This is a genomic window from Streptomonospora arabica (genome assembly GCF_039531585.1).
GTDB classification, from domain to species: domain Bacteria; phylum Actinomycetota; class Actinomycetes; order Streptosporangiales; family Streptosporangiaceae; genus Streptomonospora; species Streptomonospora halophila.
Genome location: NZ_BAAAQI010000011.1, coordinates 130,933 through 150,610, shown reverse-complemented (window position 1 = coordinate 150,610; position 19,678 = coordinate 130,933). Strand labels below are relative to the sequence as shown.

Sequence of the window (19,678 nt, the reverse complement as noted above, 5' to 3'; positions counted from 1 at the left end):
ACGACGCCTCAGCGCTCCAGGACGGGGGTGTCGACGTCGATGTCGGTCCCGCTCTCGAAGTGCAGGGTCAGAGCCACGGTGTCGCCGGCGGAGAGGTCCTCGGGCAGCTCCATCAGCATCAGGTGGTAGCTCCCGGACTCCAGCACCAGCTCGCCGCCGGCCGGCACCGGGGCCCGCTCGACCGCCTCCATCGTCTTGGCTCCGCTGTCGGCGGTCACGGTGGTGTGGACCTCGGTCGTTCCGGCCGCCGGGGTCTCCGCGCCCACCAGGGCGTCGTCCCGGTCCCCGACGTTGCGCACGGTCAGGTAGCCGGCGGCCGTAGCCGGGTTCGCGGGTTCGGGTATCCACGCCCCGCCGACCTCCAGGCCGCCCTCGGCGGCGGAGCCCTTCCGCGCGTCCTCGGTCGCGGAGCCGCTCGGGGCGCCGGTTCCGGAGTCCGGCGCACCCGGGCCGGCTCCTGCGCCGCACCCGGTGAGGGTGAAGGCGGCGATTCCGGCCGCCGCGAATGCGGTTGTTCGGCGTGTGAAACGGGTCATCTCGCATGCGTCCGTTCGTGCTGTGGTGGGCGGGTGAAGGCGGGACCCGCCGCCGGCCGCCCCGGCCTGTCGCCGGCGCGTGTCTGTGTGCATCCCCTCCGGCGTGCGGACCGGATGCACAGGGCTCCGATGCCCGGCCCGGACCGCGGGTCTCCCACAAGTCGGACGGGTGCGCGGAACGGTTCCACGCGCCCCGGATTCGAACCGGATCCGGCACCGCCGGGCCGGCGCCTCGGCGGTCGGCCGGATCGCGGACCAGGCGGGAATGCGCACCCGCCGGTGCCGGACCACCCCCGCGGAGGGCGCCCGCGAACCGGTGCGAGGATGACATCACTGTGCTGAGGTCGCCGCTTTCGCGCACGTGCCGGGCCGCGGTGTTCGCCGCGGTCGCCGTCGGCGTGTCCGGAACGGGACACGCGGTGATGTCGGCGCACCACGTCCCCTTCACCGGCTTCGCCGCCGGGTTCGCGGGCGTCTTCGCCGCGGCCGCGGTCGCCGCGGGCAAGGAGCGCGGCTACTGGGTCATCCTGGGGTGGATGGCCTGGAGCCAGCTCGTGCTGCACCTGGTCTTCGCGCTGGCCCAGGGGTCGGCCGACCCCGCCGTGATCGCCTCCGCCCACCCGGGCGCCCCGGCCGCCGCCGTCCCGCAGACCGGGCATGGCGGCCACGGCTCCGGCGGCGGCTCGGACTGGGGCATGCTGCTGTGGCACACGGTCGCAGGGCTGCTGTCCTCGTGGTGGCTGCGCCGCGGCGAGGCGGCCGCGACCGCCCTGGCCCGCCATGTGCGCGCACTCCTGTTTCCCCTGCTGCCGGCCGCACCCCGGTGGCGCCCCACGCGGCGCCCGTCCCTGTGCGTCTGCGTGCCGCGGAGCATCCGGGTGCCCACGCCGGTCCTGCGGTACGCGCTCGTCGTGCGCGGACCGCCGCCCTCGCTCGTCACGCCCTGATACACCCGTGCGCCCCTCCGGCCGCCCGCCGGAGAGGCCCGCGGACGGCGCCGCCGCGCCCGAGCGCCGGCCGCCTCCCCATCACACGCGCCCGGACGGGGTCCTGGCCGCAGGTCCGCGCCGACCACCGCCGCGCGTGGCAACCCCCGTGCCCGGCCCGCACGGCAGTCCCGGCGGGGCACGGCCGAAGCGAGGAAGACACCACGCCATGTCGACGACCACCCATGCCCACCCGGCCGAGGGCCGGCCGCAGCGGACGGCATCCGCTGCCGAGCGGACGCCCGCCCGCCAGCAGGGGGCGCGCCCTCCCGGACGCCGCCTGCGCGGTAGGGAGCCCCTGACCGAGCAGCGCATCACCGATCTCGCGCTCGCCGCCCAGAACCACACGCCCGACGCCGTCGAGACGTTCGTACGCGCCACCCGAGGCGACGTGTGGCGCCTCGTCGCCTACCTCAGCGACCCGCAGACCGCCGACGACCTCACGCAGGAGACCTTCGTGCGTGCGCTGCGCAGCATCGCCGGCTACGCGGGGCGCTCGTCGGCGCGGATCTGGCTCATGTCGATCGCCCGGCGGACCGTCGCCGACCACTACCGCGCCGCCGCGGTACGGCCCCGGGCCGCCCGCTCCGACGGCAGCGAGCAGGCCGCCGACGCCGCACTGCCGCACCGGCCGTCCTTCGAGGAGGAGTTGGCGCTGGACGACCTGGTGAACGGCCTGCCCGAACCGCGCCGCACCGCCTTCGTGCTGACGCAGCTCCAGGGGTTCACCTACGAGGCGGCCGCGGCGGCGACCGGGGTGCCGATCGGGACGGTGCGCTCCCGCGTCGCTCGGGCGCGCGGCGATCTCGTCGCCGTCCTCCGCAGGTCCGAGACGGACGCCGGCTGAGGCGCGGGGCGCCGCGCTGACCCGGGTCGGCGGCCCGCCCGGCGGCTGGCCCGCGGCGGCCGGCCGCCGCGGGCCGGCCGGGAGGCCGTCGTCGCGTCCCGGCCCCTTCCACGTCAGACCGGCCCCGGCCCCTGCGGCCGTTCGTCTCAGGGCTTCCCGCGCCGGGTCCACAGCGACCGGAGGACGTGGGCGGCGAGCGCTGCGATCGCCACGACGGCCCATGGGTCGTGGCCGGGGAAGGCGGCTCCGTCGTCGCCCGCGTAGCCCCACGCGAGCCCGGCGATCGCCAGTCCGGAGACGATGCCCAGGCGTACGTACCTGTTGTCGCGAACGGCGGCGATGGAGCGCGGCCAGTCGCGGGGCCGCTGGGCCCTGGCGCGGTCGACGAGGCCGCCGGCGATCTGCTCGTCGTACTCGGGCCCGAGCTCGCGGCCGGCGGCCAACGCGGCGGTCACCCGGGCGTGCAGGTCGGCATCGGCCGGTGCTTGTCCTGTGTGCTGCATCGGGGCTCCAGGTTCGATCGACGGCCGACGGAGCGCGCGCTGTTCCCTCGGCGGGTCGCCGACGCGTTCCGCGGGAAGCCGCTGCGTGGGCTCGCCCGGAGGCGAACGGGTGGAGGCATCTCAGCGGCGGCGGACGCCCGGGGGAAGTGTAGCGACGGCACACCGCCGGGACAATGAGCGACGGCCGACCCGGTTCTTCCCGCCCCGCGCCCGGACGGTGGTGCGGCGCGGTCCCGCACCGCTCGACTCCGCGGGTGCGCTCGTCGCGGCCGACCGGCCGACGGCGGGCTCATCCTGCAGGTCTTCGCGGTTTGTCCCTACGGTGGTGGAGGACGCGGAATCGGGGGGATCGTCGGACGGGTTCCGGGTCAGCAGGTAGGTGCGGTCGCCTGCTGCCCGCACGGGCCGCAGGAGCCCCGCCCGGGCGGGTGGGGCCGCACCGCCGCGGTCCTCGGCCCTGACCGCGCCCTACACCGCCTCACGGAAGACGGAGCCGTCCCTTGCGCCGACTGGAGTACAAGTGGCTGGTCGCGATCACGTTCGTGTTCGGGCTGATCATGCAGATCCTGGACGTGACCATCCTGAACGTGGCGCTGGCGACGCTGGGCCGTGAGTTCCGCGTCGACGAGGGCACCCTGCAGTGGGTGCTGACCGGGTACATGACCAGCCTCGCGGTGTTCATCCCCGCCTCCGGCTGGATCAGCGACCGTTTCGGCAGCAAGCGCACCTTCCAGCTGGCTGTGCTCGTGTTCACCGCGGCATCGGTGCTGTGCGGGTTCGCCGGCGGGATCGGGTGGCTGATCGCGGCCCGCGTCCTGCAGGGCGTGGGCGGCGGCATGCTCGTGCCCGTCGGCCAGGCGATGCTCTTTCGCGCCTTCCCCGCCGAGGAGCGGGCGAAGGCCTCGGCGGTGCTGATGATCCCCACGAGCATCGCTCCGGCCCTCGGCCCGGTGCTGGGCGGGTTCCTGGTGGAGTACGCGAGCTGGCGCTGGATCTTCTTCATCAACGTGCCCATCGGGGCGCTGGCCCTGCTGTTCACCGTGGTGTTCCTGCGCGAGGAGGTGCAGGAGCGCGCCGGCGGCTTCGATCTCGCCGGGTTCGTCCTCGCCGGTGCGGGGCTGGCGAGTCTGCTGGTCACCCTGGACCGCGCGGCCCAGGCGGGCTGGGGCCGGCCGTCGGTGTGGGGCGGCCTGGTCGCCGCCGCCGTGCTCATCTGCCTGCTCGTCTGGCGGGAGCTGAAGGCCGCGGAGCCGATGCTGGACCTGCGCCTGCTGCGGGAGCGGCTGTTCGGAGCCGGCAACGCGGCGCTGCTGTGCATCACCGCCGCCATGTTCGGGGTGCTGTTCCTGACGCCGCTGTACATGCAGAACCTGCGCGGGGCATCCGCCCTGGACGCGGGTCTGGTCCTGATGCCGCAGGCGCTGGGCATGGTCGTCACCACGCAGTTCATCAGCCGCCTCTACCCGCGGGTCGGCCCGCGCCGGCTGCTCCTGGCGGGGCTGGCGCTGATCGGCTGCCTGACCCTGTCGTTCCAGCTGGTCGGGCTGTCCACGCCGTACTGGGTGCTGGGCGGGATGATGTTCGTGCAGGGGATCGGCATGGGGACCTCCATGGTGCCGCTGCAGGCCGCGACCTTCGCGCAGACCGCTGCCGCCTCCATGGGCCGGGCCACCTCGCTGTTCAACGTCAGCCGCCAGGTCGCCACCGCCACCGGTGTGGCGGTGCTGTCGACCGTGCTGGTGATCCGCGGCCAGGCCGAGACCGCGGCGCTGGGCCCGTCGGCGTCGGAAGCGGCCCGGGCCCAGGCCCAGATGGACGCCTACCACGGCGCCTTCCTCGCGGCGGTGGTCTTCGCGGTCCTCGGGCTGTTCGTGGTGTCGCTGATCCGCGACTCCGACGCGGCTCCCAGCATGCGCCGAGGCGCCGCGGCCTCGCGCTAGGCCGCAAAGAGCCGCGCCGGAGCCGCCCGGTCCGGGACGGCCGCACTCTCCCCGGCAGTCGGGAAGCGGTGGACGCGCCCCCGCGCGTACCGGCCGCGGCCGGCTGCGCCCACCTCGTTCGCGCCGGATGGCCCGGTATCGGGGGGAATGACCGCCCCCGCTTGTGGGAAGACACCGGTACGGGCACCCTGCCCCGCGCCCGGTGCTCCGCCCACGTCGCAGCGCCCTGTGCCGTGCAGCCCGCCCAGCCGGACCAAGGAGGCGCGACGTGACCGATACCGGCGCAACCCCGGCGGGTTGCCGGTCCCTCGACGAGGCGGTACGCATCGCCGACGAGGCCCTTTTTCCCGCGGCGCCGGAGGTCGACGGTGCCGACCGCGTGCCGGGCAGCCACTTCGACCTGCTGGCCGAGAAGGGCTTCTACGGCTTCGCGGCGCCCGGGGACCTGACGGCACTGGACTTCCCGAGCTACGCGGCGGCCTGCCGGGCGGTGGAGTCGCTGGCCGGCGGGTGCCTGGCGACGACGCTGGTGTGGATGCAGCACCACGGCGCCGTATCGGCCCTCGCCAAGACCGGCAACGACGAGTTGCGCGAGACCCGCCTCAAGCCCCTGGCCGAGGGCCGGCTGCGGTCGGGGGTGGCGGTCACCGCGGCGGTGCGCCCCGGAACCCCCATGCTGCGCGCGGAGCCCGTGGACGGCGGGTGGGTCTTCGACGGCTCCGCGCCCTGGGTGAGCGGGTGGGGCATGGTCGACACCCTCTACACCGCGGCGCGCGACGCCGACGACCTCCTGGTGATGGCGCTGCTCGACGCCGAGGAGGGGGAGTCGGTGAGCGCCGGTCCGCCGGCGCGGCTGGTCGCCGCCCAGGCCAGCCGCACTGTGACCGTACGCTTCTCCCGGCACTTCGTGCCTCGCGAGCGGGTCGCGCAGACGGTTCCGCTGGAGGCCTACCGCAAGAACGACCCGGAGTCCGTGCGGTTCAACGGCAACCTCGCGCTGGGCGTGGCCGGCCGGGCGATCGCGCTGATGGGTGACGACGGCGGCGCGCTCTCCGCCCGGCTCGGCGCGGCGCGGAGGACCCTGCTGCACGCGGCGCCCGAGGACGTGCCCGCCGCCCGCGCCGCCGTCTCGCAGTTCGCGGTGAGCGCCGCGGCCGCACTGGCCGTGCACGTCGGCGGGCGGTCCCTGCTCGCGGACGCGCACGCCCAGCGCCTCACGCGGGAGGCGACGTTCCTGCTCGCCTTCGGCAGCCGCCCCGCCGTGCGCGCCGCCCTGCTGCGGGGCCTGGGCGCCCAGGAGCGCTCCGCGGGCGGAGCGGAGACCGCGTAGCCCGCGCAGGGGCGCCGGCAGAGGCCCCAGCGTCACGTCTCCAGGGCCAGCCCCAGACCGGACAGCGCCTCGTGGACGCTCCTGCCCTCGGTCGCCGCCTCCAGGTCGAACATGTAGACCGAGGTCGGCGGGTAGCCGATCAGCTCGATCGACCGGCTCACCCGGAAGCACCCGTCGACGTACTCGGGGCCGTCCCACAGGTACACCGCGCCCCACATCTGCCGCTCGGCGTCGGAGAACCACGCCTTCAGCCGCATGCCGTCCAGCGTGGAGAAGGCGTCGGCGGCGTAGTCGCGCAGGTACGGCCGCAGGCTCTCCGGGGTCGCGTCGGAGTCGCTGAGGTCCCACGCGACGAGCATCAACTGCATAAGGACTCCTTAGGGGAAGGGGTGCGGGTGGTGGCTGATGTCCTCGGGGCCCAGCGGCCGGTCGGCGTAGCCGAGGCGGTGCGGCACCGTGTACAGCCGCGGCAGCCCGTGCACCCGGCGGTATGCGTGGCCGAAGGTCATCGGCAGGGTGCCGGGGACGATGACCTTGACGCAGGCCAGGCCGCCCGCCCGGTGCTCGGGGGTCGTCTGGTCGACGACGATGACGTCGAGGCCGCAGTCGAGGTAGCGGCGCACCAGCTCCGCGAGGTCGTCGCGCAGGTCGGCCGCCGGGGGTACGCGCGCCATGTCGGCGACGCGGCGGAGGCCGGGGCAGCGGTCGAGGAAGTCGAAGCGGTCGAACGCCTCCGGGTGGCCGTAGAGCTGCGTGTGGTGGGCCATCAGCGTGACCAGCGACGGGTCGCGCACCATCTCCCGCGCCCGCGCCTGGCGGGCGGGGTCCTGCCCGAGGAGGCCGGCCGTCATCGGGCCCAGCTCGCTCAGGGCGCGCTGGAGGGCGCGCTCGGGGTCGAGGTGGGCGCCGCCCGAGCACGCGGCCTTGGGCGCCGCGTCGTCGTCGCCCGGCCTGACCGCCATGGTCCACACGCTCGGGACGCCGTACTCCAGCGTCGTGTCGAACGCGCGCACCTCGTAGCCGGTCTCCCGCTCAATCGCCGTCGCGAGCAGCGGCAGGGAGTCGTCGCGGGCCGAGCCGATGTCGATGCGGGGCACGGGCATTCGCGCGTACCACGTCATCAGGAAGGCGTCCCGTTCGGCGACCTCCAGCGCGCCGTAGAAGGCGGCCTCCTCCACGCTGCCGCCCAGTGCGCAGCCGTTGGAGCACTCGTAGACGAACGGCGGGTTCTCCGGGCCGGCGCGCCGCATCAGCCGGTAGTACACGTAGTTCTCCGGCACGAGGATCGGCGCCGACCGGGCGAAGGAGTAGCCCCACACCCAGGAGCAGGCCACGGACTCGGAGAACGGCCGGAAGGAGAAGCCGGCAACGTGGCGCTCCGGCGGATAGAGGCCCAGCTCGCGCGGGTCGAGCGCCTCGTCGCGCACATCGGCGTAGGGCGCGTGCACGGCGGTGCGCCTGCCGCCGGGGTGGGTCGCGCCGTAGCGTTCGAGGGCCTCCAGCAGCGCGACGACGCGGCTGGTGCGGTAGCTGCGGGTCCAGCCGAACCCGTACTCGACCGAGTCGCCGTGCGCGCCCAGCTCCGCCGAGGCGGTGACGACCCCGCCGCCGCTGCCCTTCGTGAGCGTGTGCACGAGCCCGCACTCCGGGTCGAAATAGGTCTGCTCCAGCGACTCCCAGCGGTCGGCGACGTCCTGAGCGCGGTAGGTGTCGGGCGTCGGCTTGGGGCGGGAGGCGAGCGAGAGCTCGGCCAGCGCCGCCGCGTCGTCGGGCCGGGAGCCGCACCGTTCGCACAGGGGGTTGGGCAGGAAGCGGTGCCGCGACGTCCGCAGGCTGTCCAGCTCCACAAAGATCATCGCGTTGCGCGTGCGGGCGGATTCGGGGTCTTGCGCCACCCGCTGCGCCTCGTCGAGCACCAGGGCCGCCGCCAGGTCGGCGGCGAGCGTCGTGAGCCACGACGACGGCCGCTCCGCCAGCGCGTCGCCGTGCACCCGCAGGACCTCCTCGCGGCCCCGGGGGTCCCGGCGGGCGACGCGCCTGCGCAGGTCTGCGCAGTCGCCGCAGCCCGGCCGGCCCGGGAGCTCGACGGGTCCCAGCACGAGGCGGCCGAGCTCGGTGCGCACCGGGAGCCACGGCGCCGGCGCGGCGTCGCAGGCGGCGCGCACGCGCGGGTACGGGCGCGTGTCCCAGCCGTCGGCGGCGGCGACGACCAGCGCCCCGGTGTCCACACCGGCCGCCTCCGGTTCAGGCGCCGCGGAACCCGCGACGCCGCCGTGCGCGGCGGCCGCGTCGGCGATCGCGTCGGCGAGCAGTCCCGACCCGACGACGTGCAGCGCTGCGCCGCCTCCGCCGGCAACGGCCCCGGCGGGCGCGGCGGTCGTTTCACCGGTCATCGGCGAGCACCACCCTCACGGTGAACGGCATCACCCTGCTGACCTCCGTGTCGTGATCCAGGGGGACGGCGGCGGGCCGGTGGCCCTGCGCCGCCAGCGCCGCCGCGAGGTCCGCGCCGGTCAGGCGCGGACCGGCCTCGGCGGTGCGCGTCGATTCGCCCCGCAGCCGCGCCGGCAGGGGCGGGACAGCGGGCGCGTATTCACCCCGGCCGCTGGTCCGGGCCTGGTAGGCCAGCAGCGCCTTCTCCAGGGCCGCCGCCAGCGCGTCGGCGACCGTGAGCCCCGAGGAGGAGGCCGCGGGTGCGCCTCCCAGCAGGCACACGACAGTCGGCACACCCAGCGGGCCGGTGACGTCGTGGCAGGCCACCTCGTGGTCGACGGCACCGAGCAGGGCGCGGCAGTGGTCGCCCCGCTCGTCCAGGTCCGCGGCGGCGAAGTCGAGCCGGGGGAAGGGCGCCGCGGACGCGCCGATGGCGGCCAGCGTGCGGCGATGGCACTGCGCGAGCAGCCCGGCTTGGACCGACTCGCTCCAGCTGTAGGCCGCGGCGGCTCCCGCGGGCAGCCGGGAGGCCGCATCGCCGGCCCGGGGCGGTGACGCTCCGGGGCCCAGCGCGGGGAAGACCCGCGCGGCGTCCACGAGGAGGGCATCCCCATCGACCAGCCCGTACGCCCACACCCGGCCCGTGCCTCGGTGCGTGCGCAGCGCCGCCACCGCCGCCCAGGGGTCGTCGTCTTCGGCGCACACGGGCGAGCCCCCGGGTGACAGCAGCCGCCGGGGGTCGGCCATCAGGGTGCCGTAGAGCGCGAACGCCCGCAGCGCCGCGCGCAGCCGCGCCGCTTCGAACCCCGTCCCCGCGCCCACGACGGTCGGCCCCCGGTCGCGGTCGTCGAGCAGCCCGACCGGGTCGGAGACCTCGATCCCGCACACGTGCAGCGGGAACTGGACGCGGTCGCCCTCATCGGGTTCGCCGAGGACGCCCAGCACCTCACCTGTGCACGACCTCGCCTCGCGCGAGAAGTCCTCAGGTGCCAACCGCGGTCGCTCAGCCAGCGCGGCGACCCGGTCGAGGAGGTCGTGCCCGGTGCCGGCCGGCCCTGCGGGCGCCGCGAACGGATGCGGGCGGAACCGGTGCGCCGTGCTCTCCAGCCCCGACGGCCCGACCCGTGTCAGCGTGTCGGGTGCCCCCGCGCCCGCGCCCGTGACCGCCCGGAACGCGCCGTGGACGAGCTGCGCGGCCGCAGCCTTGGCCGCCAGTGGGTCGGCCGCACTCTCCGGCACTGGAGCGGGCCGCTCGCGCCCGAAGGCCCGGGCCGCGCGCCTGAGCCGCGCCGACGTCCAGCTCGCCCCGATCGGTGCGAGCCACACGGCGCCGTCCCGCAGGAGGGCCTGAGCGAGCGGGACCCCGGCGGCGGCGCACAGGTGCTCCAGCAGCCGGGCGCGGCGGTCGGCCGCCGCCCCGTCCTCCGCGGCGTGCACGACCAGGTCGGCGCCGTCCAGGCGGAAGGAGGGGCCAGGCTCCTCCGCCGCCTCAGCGAACGCGGCGGCGGTCCGGGCCGCTCCCGCCGCGGCTCCGGCGCCCGCCAGGCGCGCCGACAGCTCGTCGGCGTCCGCGCGGTGCCCGCCGGCGATCACGGCCTCCACCCGGCCGAGGCCGCTGCGGGCCGCCGCGGCCGCGGTCTCCGCCAGAAGCCGCCCCGAGCCGACCACCAGCGCCCGTTTCGCGGTGTAGGCGGCGAACGCGTCGGCGCCGTCCTCGCGGAAGTAGTCGAGGAAGGCGGCCTCGGGGGAGGCCGGAGCGGACGCCGCCGGACCGCGCCCGCGGACCTCGCGTACCGCGCCGCGCTCACGCAGCGCGGCGACCATGCGCTCGACGAGCCGGCGCCGCTCCGGCGCCAGGTCCGCCGTGAGCCCGTCGAGCCCGTGGCGGCCGTCGAGGTAGGGGGCCAGCCGGTCGATCAGCAGGTAGACCGACGCTCCCGTGAACCCGACCTCCCCCTCGTGGGTCAGCACATAGGCGCCCTGGGGCGACTTCGCGTAGTAGACGTCCGGACGCAGCAGCAGTCCCATGCGGGTCCTTCCTGTCACTCCTGCGGCGAGCGGCTGCCCAGTGAGAACTCGCCGACAGCGCTCTCGGTCGCGTAGTCCCTCCCGGTCGCCGCGTTGAAGTCCGTCGCGTCGCCGCCTCCCAGGCCGCACGCCGCCAGCCCCATGGCCGTCGCGACCAGGTACATCGTCTGATACAGAACTCCCACGTGCTTGAGGATCAGCGAGTACGGCATCTGCTCGTAGATCCACATCAGGCGCCCGAACCGGGCGGCCACCACGATCAGCACCTGCGGCGTGCCCGGCGTCGGCGCTGCGCGCAGCGCCGTGCGCAGCAGCCGCCGGACGTCGGGCCCGGCCTCCTGCACCAGCCGCAGCCGGTGCGCGTGCGCGTCGTAGTGGTACATCCCGGCGTCGAGCCCGGAGGCGAGGCGGACGACGGGGTACAGCTCCAGCTCGTAGACCGAGCCGCCCGAGGGATGAGGGCGGCTCGGGTACTCGACGCCCCCGCCGGCGCGCACCGAGCGCACGCGGGCGCACCTGTACAGCAGCTCACCGAGCTGGTCGACGGTGATCGGGTTGTCGTCGTCGTGGACCCGCCGCGACCGCCGGCCCTCGACGACGGAGGTCAGCGTCGGGTCATCGCGCCTCAGCGCCTCCAGGCTCGGCCGGTGCAGCGGGATTTCCGGTCCGGGGTAGGGCTCCGGGCGCGCGGGCAGGGGATCGAGGCTCCCGCGGGCCCACATCGTGCGGCCGTAGCCCTCCGCCGCGTCCGAGCGGTCGCCCATCCGCGAGCGGCGGTGGAACCACAGCTCGTGCGGCTGCCACTGGCGCAGCCGCAGCGCGGTCTCCTCCTCGTCCGCGCTCGGCACCGCCAGGCCGCTCCGCAGCAGGTCCGCCACCAGGCGCTTCCGAACGGCGGCCGCCGGCTCCACGGCGGAGAGCTCCGCAGCGCCGCCCGCACCGGCGAGGACCCCGACCGCCGCCTGGACCGCCGGGTCGCCCGTCTCCAGGCGGGCGCTCGCCAGCGGCGACTCGGCCACGAGCCGGTCGCTCTCGCGGCGCACCACGGTGAACCGCGAGAGCACCGCCCCGTCGCCGCTGCTGCCGGGGCCGGCCCCCAGCGGGCTCTCGGGCAGCAGGACATAGAGCGGCCGGCCGGCGTAGTGGACGGCGGCGGCCAGCCACCCGCCGACCTCCAGCTTGGCGAGGAGCGCCTCGACCTCGCCCGGCCCGGCGTCCTGGGCGGCATCGGCGACCAGGTCCGCCGGCCGAAACGCCCCTTGGGCGAGGCGGGCCAGCACCTTGCCCTTCCACGGCGTGTCGGCGCCCAGCGACGCGTTGCGCCGCCGGGTGGCGACCCGGATCTCCCCGTCGCCGCGGGCGCAGGAGACCCCGGCCACCAGGCGCAGTTCGCGGTCGAGGCCGCTGGCATCCGGTGCCCGGCTCATCGGGGCTCACCCCCCGCGTCCAGCACCGGCTCCGGCGGAGCCTGCGTGATCCGCTCCATCGCGGAGACGCCGTACAGGTCCTCGACGGCGTCGGCGGCGAGGTGGCACAGCAGGTAGCGCTCCACGGGGGTGACGCCGAGCTGGGTCATGAACAGGTAGGTGTAGTTCAGCATCAGCCGGTACAGGACGAACCACTCGGCCGACATCGACGCCATCACCGCCGGGTTGCGGTAGGCGGCGCGGTGGTAGGGGCTGGCGCCGACCAGCGGCGGAGGACGGCCGTCGGCGCCGGGCGCGAACGCCGTGCCGGAGGGCAGCCGCCCGGCGGCGAGGAGTGCGCGCCCCCGGCGGCGGAACGAGCGCATCAGCGCCGTCCACTCACCGGCGAAGCCGGCTCCGCCGGACCGGCCGTCCAGCGCCCCGGTGACCCGCGCGACGCGGTCGCGCAGGGAGGCGGCGTGACCGCGGTAGTGCGCGTCCCAGGACGGCCGCAGGCGGTGCGCTCCGGGGTGGGTGGTGAGGAACGCCTCGGCGTGGGACCGGAAGGACATGAAGCCCGTGGTGATGCCGACTCCCGACAGCGCATGCGCGGTGGCCACCATCAGGTCGAAGGCCAGCCCGAGCCGCGGCGTGCCCGCGGCGACCGCCTCGGTCATCCGGAAGGCCGGGTCGGCGGTCTCCGCGTGGAAGTCGGCCAGCAGGTCCGCCGCCTCCTCGCTGCCGAGCACGTGCGCGCGCCGTTCGAACGGGGCCTCGTGGATCGTGTTGTCCGGCCGCCACGGCAGCAGCGGCCGGTGGTCCTCCTCCAGCTCCGCCAACCTCCGGTGCTCCTCCAGGTGGTCCTCGGGCACCAAGGGTGCGCGCGAGGGGCACCGCGCCAGAAAGCCGCCGACGATCTCCTCCGCTGCCGGACGCACCAGTGCCGGCACCGCCGCGGGAGCGCACCGGACGTGCATCCGCACGTGCGGACCGAGCCGCCAGTGCCGGGTGAACGACGTCGCGGCGACCTCGGGCGCCAGCCGGCGGAAGAGCGGCCGGACGCCGTCGAGTACCAGGCGGTCCTTGTCACTCGCGTAGTACACGACGTGCAGGCTGTGCCACTCCACCCCGGTCCTCCCTGTCGTCCTCGCCGTCGGCCGCCTGCTCGGCGGCGAGCGCGCCGACGGCTTCGGCGGCCGCGCCCCGGATCTCGTCCTCGCTGTCCAGCAGCACGCCGATGCGGTTGCAGAACAGGTGCGCGCCGGTGTTCAGGACCTGGAAGGGGTCCGGACCGGATGTGCCGGTCCGCGCGCGCTCCACGTCGGCGCGCAGGGCGATCGCCGACCGGGTCCAGTCGACGAACGTCCCCGAGCGCGGCACGTCGCCGGCGTGCGCCGCCAGCGGGAGGAGGCCGCGCGCGACGCCGACGGCCTGGTCGCGCCGCTGCTGCCGGCGGGCGGACGGCGGCGTGCCGCCGAGTCCGAGAAGGTCGACCGACCGGGGCGCCGCGGACTCGGCCGTGCCGACCCGTGCGGCCAGGCGCCCCAGGTCGGGCTCGGCGACCAACCAGGCGAGCAGCACGGCCGCGAAGGCGGCGGTCGTCCGCTGCTCGGCGGCGGCCCCGCCGGCCAGGAGGCGGAGGGCGATCCGGCTGGACTCGGCGAAGTGGTGCTCCACCGCCTCGCACGCGCCGCCGTAGCGGTCGTACTCGCGCCGGTAGGGCAGCAGCGCCACCGAGTTGTCGGGGCGCAGATCCGTCTCGAAGGCCTCTGCGCGCTCCCGCCGGGCGTAGTAGGAGGCCAAGTGCAGGTACCGGTCCCGGCGCATCGGCTCGCGGCTGGGACGCGCGCGGAAGTACCCGGCGAGTCCCTCCAGCACGGCCCGCTCCACGCGCGCCCGGTGGCCGCGCTCGGGCAGCAGCCGCAGACGGGCGTGCGGGCCGCCCTCCCAGTACCGCAGGAAGAACCAGCGCCGCAGCGCGCCCGCGGAGGCGAGTTCGGCGGCCAGGGGCGCGATCCCCTCGGTGACGAGGAGGTCCAGGTCGCCGTGGTAGAACGCGTGCGCGCTCACCCAGTCGGATTCATCCATTGCGCCTCCCCGGTTCGGAGATCTCCACGAGGAACTCGGTCACGGCGCCGCCGCCCGTGGTGCGCGCTTCGCCGGGGTCCGGGAGCGCCTCCTCGAACACGGCCATCGCCGCCGAACCGTCCAGCATCCGCTGGAAGGCCAGCACCAGGTACCAGTTGGCGAAGTCCACGTAGACCGGCTTGTGCGCCTTGTCGACCATCCAGGTCCGGCCGGTGCCCGCGCCGCCGCCCGGCTGCGCGGGGTCGGCCCACACCCGCACGAAGCACCGTGTCGGGACGCCGTGCTCGCGCAGCCAGCGGAGCAGGCGCAGCCAGTAGTCGGTCTCGGTCTCGCCGCCCTGGCGGCGCGGCACGTGCTGCATCGGGGCCGCCCACGCGGCGCGGCGCAGTATGGCGGAGCCGACCGCGACGCGGGGGTAGGCGGTGACCGAGGCGGGCGTCCGCGGCGGCGCGTCGGCGGCGAGCGAGGCACTGGGGTAGGAGTAGAAGCTGTGGCCGAAGCACTGGGTCAAGAACTGCGCGGCGGCGGGCAGGAAGAGGTCGCCGAGCATCCCCAGGTGCAGCGGCACGACCTCGGTGCCGAGCGCGTCGCAGCGGAGGCGGACGAGGCCGGTCAGCGAGTCGTGGACCGCCACGCAGTCGCCGGGGCGGATGCGCCGGCGGGCGGGGCGGCGGCTCGTCGTGAACGGGTAGTCCAGTTCGTAGGGCGCGGCGGCGCTGCGCACGTTGACCGAGGACGCGAACCGCCCGCCCAGTTCGGCCATCGCCCGGCCGCCCGGCTCCGGGGATTCCGCCACGAGGTCGTCCGCCGCGCAGCCCGCCTGGTCCAGCAGGTGCAGGACACGGCTCCTGCCGCGCCCGTGGCCGTTCTGCACAGCGTTGAGCACCAGCGACGGCGCATCGTGGGCGCCGGTGGGTTGGACGTAGCAGGCCAGCGACTCCGCCGCGGCGACCCAGGGCGGCCATCGGGCCGACAGGGCGGCCAGGCGCGCCGGGTCCGCGAGCACGGTGCCGCACTGCGCGGCTGCGCCGGTGCCGCGGCCGCCGAGGACCGCGTCGCGGGCCTCGGCCTGGATGCGCGAGAGCTCGCGGAGTCGGGGGAGGAGGCTTCCGGCCACGGGGCGGACGAGGTGGGCCTTGGCGTGCAGCAGCCGCACGACCTCGCGTGCCGCCGGTGTCTGCTCGGGCGCGCCGTCCCGCCGCAGCTCGTCCTGCAGGGCCCGGTGCAGCGTGAGGACCGGCACCCGCGCCGCGGTGCCGAAGCGCTCGCGGAAGTAGGCCGCCAGTGCCAGGCGGAGCGGCAGGGACGGGTCGAAGGGGGCCAGCCAGCGGCGGAGCACGTCCAGGTCGTGCAGGGCGGGTTCCCAGCGCGCGAAGGAGCACGCCGCCGCCGGGTCGGTGTAGACGGCGTTCTCGTAGAAGGTCCACTTGGACGCGGCGGAGTCCGCCTCCGTTGCCTGCGCCGCTCCCGCCTCCGTCTCCGACTGCTCCCCGCTGTCGGCGTCCCCTTCCGACAGGCCTTCGACGCGCGCCGCGAGGTCGCCTATCGCGCCCATCAGGCGGCGCTGCCGCTCGTGGTGCCCGGTGAGGTCGGCGACGGGGACGTCGCGGCGCGCCTCGGCGCGCACCCGCTGCACCAGCGCAAGGACTCCGGCGGGGCGCTCGCCGCCGCAGGACGAGAGCCAGTCGGCCAGTTCCCCCAAGGGGTCGCCGGCCAGGTCGGAGACCGGCGACAGGCGTTCCACCAGGCCCAGGTCGACCAGCCCGGCGACGAACGAGTCCACGCTGTCGGAGGAGGCGCGGGCACCGCCGTCCGCGGCGACGAGCGCGTCGCGCAGACCGGCCCAGGTGGGCGCGGGGCGGGTGTCGAGGAGGTCCATGCACGCGCGCACGGCCGGTGTGGCGGGCATCGTCAGGACGGGCTCGGCCGGCCGGCGGCCCGCGAAGCTGACGTGGCCGTCGCGCACGGTCGCGCTCGGGTTGAGCCGCAGCCGCAGCGCGGGTGCCAGCCGGGGATCGGTGCACAGCGCCGCCACGAGCGTCTGCACCAGCAGGCCGTCCAGTTCCACCACGCTGCGCACGCGCCGCGTCCCGATGTCGCGGACGGCGGGACCGTCGGGGGTCCACACCCCCACGCCGGTGACCATGAACGTGCTGTACGGGCTCGTCTTGGCCGAGGCCCGGGCCACGTACTTCGCCAGCGCGACCAGCGACTGGCGGCGCGGCGGGTGCGCGTCGTCGCCGAGCCACTTGCGGACCTCGGCGTAGAGTGTCGGGCTGGACTGGGACAGGGCCCGGCGTAGTCCGGTGTCCTCCGCCACCGCGCGCAGTTCGCCGCGCTTGGCCGCCTCCTCCTCGGCGAGGACGGCGGGCAGTTCCCCGACGGCGCGCTTGAGTGCGCCGAGGTCGGCGGTCCAGCGGCGGATCCGGTCCGCGAGGGGCCGGGGGAGTACGCCCGCCACCTGCTCGTTCCACTCGGCCGGCCGCGGCGGCCGCGACCGGTGCAGCGCCCGGCGCAGGCCGACGACTCCGGGCTTGGGCGGGCCGCCGCCCAGCGTGCCGATGACGTCGTACAGGGAGTCGGCCAGCCGCCGCCCCTCGTCCTCCACCCGCTCACCGCGGCGGGCGGCTTCGTCGACGGCCGCGAAGGACCGGGTGAACCGGAGCGTGTCGAGGACCCGGACGGGCAGGCCGGCTGTCCGGACCACCGGCGGCGTCGCCACGCGGGCCCCGTTCGGCAGGACCGGGGCCTGTTCCAGCGCCACCGGGAGCTCCCGGTCGACCGTGTCCCGACTCATTCAGCGTCCCCTCGCAGGCGGGTACTCGGGTCGGCGCCGCCGGAGGGCGCCGGCGGCCGGACGACCGGCCGCCCTCTGGCCGCAGGAACCGGTGATCCCGAGGTGAGAGCCCTCACGACCACCGGGCTCCGCGAACCCGGGAACAGTGGAAACATCAGAGCGCGGATATCAACCGCGGCGCAGACCGGCCCCGGCCGGTCAGCAGGCGGGGCTGCTGCAGGCGCACATCAGCTCGTTGCAGATCGAGGACGCGCCATTCTCGGGAAGCCCGTGCCCCTCGGTCAGCGTCTCCAGGGTGAGGCCCTGGTCCGCGAGGTCGAATACGTCGACCGGGACCGAGCTCAGGTCGAAGTCCAGCTGCTCGGAAACCTTGCCCTTCCGCTTCGGGTCTGCCACTCCCAGCTCCTCTCGTTCTTCCTTCCCGGAACGGCAAGAACGCCGCTCCAGGGTAATTCCACCTTCGATCTGAAAACGTATCGAAGGAGGTTGTCGCAGGTCTGTTTCGAGCTTTTTCGGATGGCGGAGGGCGGAATCGAAATGCGCTTCGCACAGATTAGGTCGGCCCTTGATGGCGGTCAAGTAGGGCGATTGATATCGCGTCGGCGTGCGGTCGGCAAGCGGACCGCAATTGTGGTTTCGGGGGAGCGCGGTCCGGCTGTGGCTTCTGCGGCGGCGGGGCAGCCGCCTACAGGCGCCGCAGCGGGGCCGGCTCCGTTGCGCCGCCCGCGCTCACGACGACCGGCGCCCGCGCTGGCGCCGGAGCCGTCGTCCCCGCCGGGCAGGGGCGGAGTGCGGGGGAGGAGAGGGGACACGGCCGAAGGGGGAGCGGGCCGCGGTAGCGGTCCAAGGGCACCGGCCGCAAATTTCGGACGACCCTGGGACGGTTCTTGTGCGCGCACATCTGCGCACCGGCGGTCGACGCGCTGAACCCGGCCCTCCGCCCCCTGCGTAGCGCACTCCAACCGACGGGAGGTCCGCCCGCCCGCGGTGGGCGGAGCCGGCCTTCGGGCGGCGTTGCGGACGGCGCCGGTACACCGGCGGGCGTGCCGGCGGTCAGGAGGTCCGCCGATCCGGGCACGCGTGCCGCCGGGTCGGGCCGCACCGGCGCGCGGTCCGGGCGGACGGGACGGAGGCGGTTCCGGTCACACACCGCGTTCCGGCCCGCTCCCGCTTCGGCGAACCGGGCCTCTCCACGGCCGCCGCTGCGCTTTTCCGATGGATTTCGCTCCAGGCTGCGTACGCGCCTTATTGGGACGGAAATAGCGGCTATCCGGGGCCCGGGCTCCCCACCGCGCCGGTCCATCGGGGAGCCGTGACATTCGGTAGCGGGAGACCGCCGCCCCGGCCCCGGTCACCGACAGCGGCCCCTTCGGCGAGGGATTGACACGGGGTGGCGCCGAGTGCGTAACTTGGCGCATGGGAACCGTGCAAACGCCAGTCTCCGAGAAACGGATTCCTCCCGGCCCCCAATTGCCGCGTGTGGCGCAGACCGCGCTTTGGTTCAGCAACGCGCGGCGCATGCTCGCGCAGTGCCATGAACGCTTCGGCGACATATTCCGCATCCAGATCGCCCATCAGGGCACCTGCGTTTTCATCAGCGCACCGGAAGACGTGAAACGCGTTTTCACCGCGGCGCCCGAACAACTGCACGCCGGTGACGGCAACCGCTCGATGAAACCGGTCCTCGGCGAGAACTCCGTGCTGCTGCTCGACGAGGCCGAGCACCGGGAGCAGCGCAGGCTGCTGCTCCCGTCCTTCCACGGCGAGCGCGCCCGGGGATACACCGGACTCATGCGCGAAATCGCCGCCGCCGAGATCGGCGGTTGGCCGCGCGGCCGCCCGCACCGCGTCCGCGCGGGCATGCAGGCGATGACGATGGAGTACATCCTGCACGCGGTCTTCGGCGTCGCCGACGCCGAACGCCTCAGCCCGCTGCGCGCGAACCTGCAGCGCCTGCTCACCATCGGCGCCGACCCGCGCCACGCCCTGTTCCTGCTCGTGCTGGGGCCCGACCGCCTCCGCCGCTTCCCGCCGTTCCGCCGCGAGATGGACGCGATCGACCGGCTGCTCTACGCCGAGATCCGCCGGCGCAGAGCGCGGCACGACCTCGCGGAACGCTCCGACGTGCTGTCGCTGCTGCTGCACGCCCGGCACGAGGACGGCTCGCCGATGACCGACGCGGAGCTGCGCGACGAGCTGGTGACCCTGCTGGTCGCGGGCCACGAGACCACCGCCTCGGCGCTGGTCTCGGCGGTGCGGGAGCTCGTGCGGCACCCGGACAAGCTGGACCGGCTCACCGAGGAGCTGCGCGCCGGCTCCGACGCCTACCTCAAGGCGGTCGTGTACGAGACGCTGCGGTTGCGGCCGGTCATCTCGGTCATTCCCCGGACCCTCGTGCGGCCGATGCGCTTCGCCGGCTACGACGTACCCGCCGGAGTTCGCGTAGTCCCCGCCATCTACCTGCTGCACCGGCGCCCCGACGTCTACCCCGAGCCCGAGCGGTTCCTTCCGGAGCGCTTCCTGGAGCACCCGCCCGGCACCTACACCTGGATCCCCTTCGGCGGCGGAGCGCGCCGCTGTCTGGGTCGGGCGTTCGCCCAGCTCGAAATGGAGACGGTGCTGCGCGAGCTGGTCCTCGGCGCCGCGATCCGCCCTGTCCCGCCCAAGACCGCGCGGTCGTCGCGGCGCCGAAGCGCCGCCGTGCCTCCGCATGAGGCCGAGGTCATCGTCACCTAGGGCGGCGCGACCGCCGCCGGCGCGCAGCGGCCCGCGGGGGCGGGCGCG

Annotated in this window: 15 protein-coding genes; 5 read left to right on the top strand and 10 right to left on the bottom strand. The window is 75.3% G+C overall.

Annotated features, from left to right (window positions below):
* Nucleotides 1-8: 8 nt before the first annotated feature.
* Complete coding sequence (locus ABD284_RS17930) at nt 9-536, bottom strand: copper chaperone PCu(A)C (protein ID WP_344144893.1); 528 nt, start codon at nt 534-536, stop codon at nt 9-11.
* Nucleotides 537-871: 335 nt separating this feature from the next.
* Here ABD284_RS17930 and ABD284_RS17925 point away from each other — a divergent pair, with 335 nt between their 5' ends.
* The gene (locus ABD284_RS17925; protein WP_344144892.1) at nt 872-1,483 is read left to right on the top strand and encodes a hypothetical protein; all 612 of its coding nucleotides are present in this window, start codon (nt 872-874) and stop codon (nt 1,481-1,483) included.
* A gap of 208 nt (nt 1,484-1,691) precedes the next feature.
* Nucleotides 1,692-2,369, top strand: coding sequence for a sigma-70 family RNA polymerase sigma factor (locus ABD284_RS17920; RefSeq protein WP_344144891.1), 678 nt, complete (start codon nt 1,692-1,694; stop codon nt 2,367-2,369).
* 146 nt (nt 2,370-2,515) lie between these two features.
* Here ABD284_RS17920 and ABD284_RS17915 read toward each other — a convergent pair whose 3' ends face one another.
* Nucleotides 2,516-2,872, bottom strand: coding sequence for a hypothetical protein (locus ABD284_RS17915; RefSeq protein WP_344144889.1), 357 nt, complete (start codon nt 2,870-2,872; stop codon nt 2,516-2,518).
* A gap of 500 nt (nt 2,873-3,372) precedes the next feature.
* On the opposite strand from ABD284_RS17915, the gene ABD284_RS17910 reads away from it, so the two are divergent.
* Nucleotides 3,373-4,812 carry an MDR family MFS transporter gene (locus ABD284_RS17910; protein WP_344144887.1) on the top strand — a complete coding sequence of 480 codons (1,440 nt, stop codon included), beginning with the start codon at nt 3,373-3,375 and terminating at the stop codon, nt 4,810-4,812.
* Between the two features lie 268 nt (nt 4,813-5,080).
* The gene (locus tag ABD284_RS17905) at nt 5,081-6,142 is read left to right on the top strand and encodes an acyl-CoA dehydrogenase family protein (protein WP_344144885.1); all 1,062 of its coding nucleotides are present in this window, start codon (nt 5,081-5,083) and stop codon (nt 6,140-6,142) included.
* Between the two features lie 32 nt (nt 6,143-6,174).
* Here ABD284_RS17905 and ABD284_RS17900 read toward each other — a convergent pair whose 3' ends face one another.
* The 8 genes from ABD284_RS17900 to ABD284_RS17865 form a co-directional block, all read right to left on the bottom strand.
* The gene (locus ABD284_RS17900; protein WP_344144883.1) at nt 6,175-6,510 is read right to left on the bottom strand and encodes a hypothetical protein; all 336 of its coding nucleotides are present in this window, start codon (nt 6,508-6,510) and stop codon (nt 6,175-6,177) included.
* 9 nt (nt 6,511-6,519) lie between these two features.
* Nucleotides 6,520-8,535 carry a TOMM precursor leader peptide-binding protein gene (locus ABD284_RS17895; RefSeq protein ID WP_344144881.1) on the bottom strand — a complete coding sequence of 672 codons (2,016 nt, stop codon included), beginning with the start codon at nt 8,533-8,535 and terminating at the stop codon, nt 6,520-6,522.
* Entirely contained in the window at nt 8,525-10,603 is a 2,079-nt protein-coding gene (locus ABD284_RS17890) for a hypothetical protein (RefSeq protein ID WP_344144879.1), read from the bottom strand. The genes ABD284_RS17895 and ABD284_RS17890 overlap by 11 nt, the downstream gene beginning before the upstream one ends.
* A 14-nt stretch (nt 10,604-10,617) precedes the next feature.
* Nucleotides 10,618-12,030: a SagB family peptide dehydrogenase gene (locus ABD284_RS17885; RefSeq protein WP_344144877.1), complete on the bottom strand. Its 1,413-nt coding sequence runs from the start codon at nt 12,028-12,030 to the stop codon at nt 10,618-10,620.
* On the bottom strand, nt 12,027-13,136 hold the full coding sequence (locus tag ABD284_RS17880; protein ID WP_344144875.1) for a thiopeptide maturation pyridine synthase: 1,110 nt from the start codon (nt 13,134-13,136) through the stop codon (nt 12,027-12,029). Before ABD284_RS17880 ends, ABD284_RS17885 begins: the two co-directional genes overlap by 4 nt.
* Nucleotides 13,096-14,097: a lantibiotic dehydratase C-terminal domain-containing protein gene (locus ABD284_RS17875; RefSeq protein WP_344144873.1), complete on the bottom strand. Its 1,002-nt coding sequence runs from the start codon at nt 14,095-14,097 to the stop codon at nt 13,096-13,098. The genes ABD284_RS17880 and ABD284_RS17875 overlap by 41 nt, the downstream gene beginning before the upstream one ends.
* Nucleotides 14,090-16,894 carry a lantibiotic dehydratase gene (locus tag ABD284_RS17870; protein WP_344144870.1) on the bottom strand — a complete coding sequence of 935 codons (2,805 nt, stop codon included), beginning with the start codon at nt 16,892-16,894 and terminating at the stop codon, nt 14,090-14,092. Before ABD284_RS17870 ends, ABD284_RS17875 begins: the two co-directional genes overlap by 8 nt.
* 198 nt (nt 16,895-17,092) lie before the next feature.
* A complete protein-coding gene (locus tag ABD284_RS17865; RefSeq protein ID WP_311547452.1) occupies nt 17,093-17,290 on the bottom strand; it encodes a thiomuracin/GE37468 family thiazolyl RiPP peptide in 198 nt (65 codons plus the stop codon).
* A 1,020-nt stretch (nt 17,291-18,310) separates the two neighbouring features.
* Between ABD284_RS17865 and ABD284_RS17860 the strand changes: the two genes are divergently transcribed.
* Entirely contained in the window at nt 18,311-19,630 is a 1,320-nt protein-coding gene (locus ABD284_RS17860; RefSeq protein ID WP_344144866.1) for a cytochrome P450, read from the top strand.
* The last annotated feature ends 48 nt before the right edge of the window (nt 19,631-19,678 follow it).

Excerpts from the sequence above, each read along its gene's own strand:
- ABD284_RS17885 (WP_344144877.1), bottom strand. The coding sequence starts at position 12,030 with ATGAGCCGGGCACCGGATGCCAGCGGCCTCGACCGCGAACTGCGCCTG.
- ABD284_RS17860 (WP_344144866.1), top strand. The coding sequence starts at position 18,311 with ATGGGAACCGTGCAAACGCCAGTCTCCGAGAAACGGATTCCTCCCGGC.
- ABD284_RS17890 (WP_344144879.1), bottom strand. The coding sequence starts at position 10,603 with ATGGGACTGCTGCTGCGTCCGGACGTCTACTACGCGAAGTCGCCCCAG.
- ABD284_RS17930 (WP_344144893.1), bottom strand. The coding sequence starts at position 536 with ATGACCCGTTTCACACGCCGAACAACCGCATTCGCGGCGGCCGGAATC.
- ABD284_RS17900 (WP_344144883.1), bottom strand. The coding sequence starts at position 6,510 with ATGCAGTTGATGCTCGTCGCGTGGGACCTCAGCGACTCCGACGCGACC.
- ABD284_RS17895 (WP_344144881.1), bottom strand. The coding sequence starts at position 8,535 with ATGACCGGTGAAACGACCGCCGCGCCCGCCGGGGCCGTTGCCGGCGGA.
- ABD284_RS17870 (WP_344144870.1), bottom strand. The coding sequence starts at position 16,894 with ATGAGTCGGGACACGGTCGACCGGGAGCTCCCGGTGGCGCTGGAACAG.
- ABD284_RS17915 (WP_344144889.1), bottom strand. The coding sequence starts at position 2,872 with ATGCAGCACACAGGACAAGCACCGGCCGATGCCGACCTGCACGCCCGG.
- ABD284_RS17875 (WP_344144873.1), bottom strand. The coding sequence starts at position 14,097 with ATGGATGAATCCGACTGGGTGAGCGCGCACGCGTTCTACCACGGCGAC.
- ABD284_RS17920 (WP_344144891.1), top strand. The coding sequence starts at position 1,692 with ATGTCGACGACCACCCATGCCCACCCGGCCGAGGGCCGGCCGCAGCGG.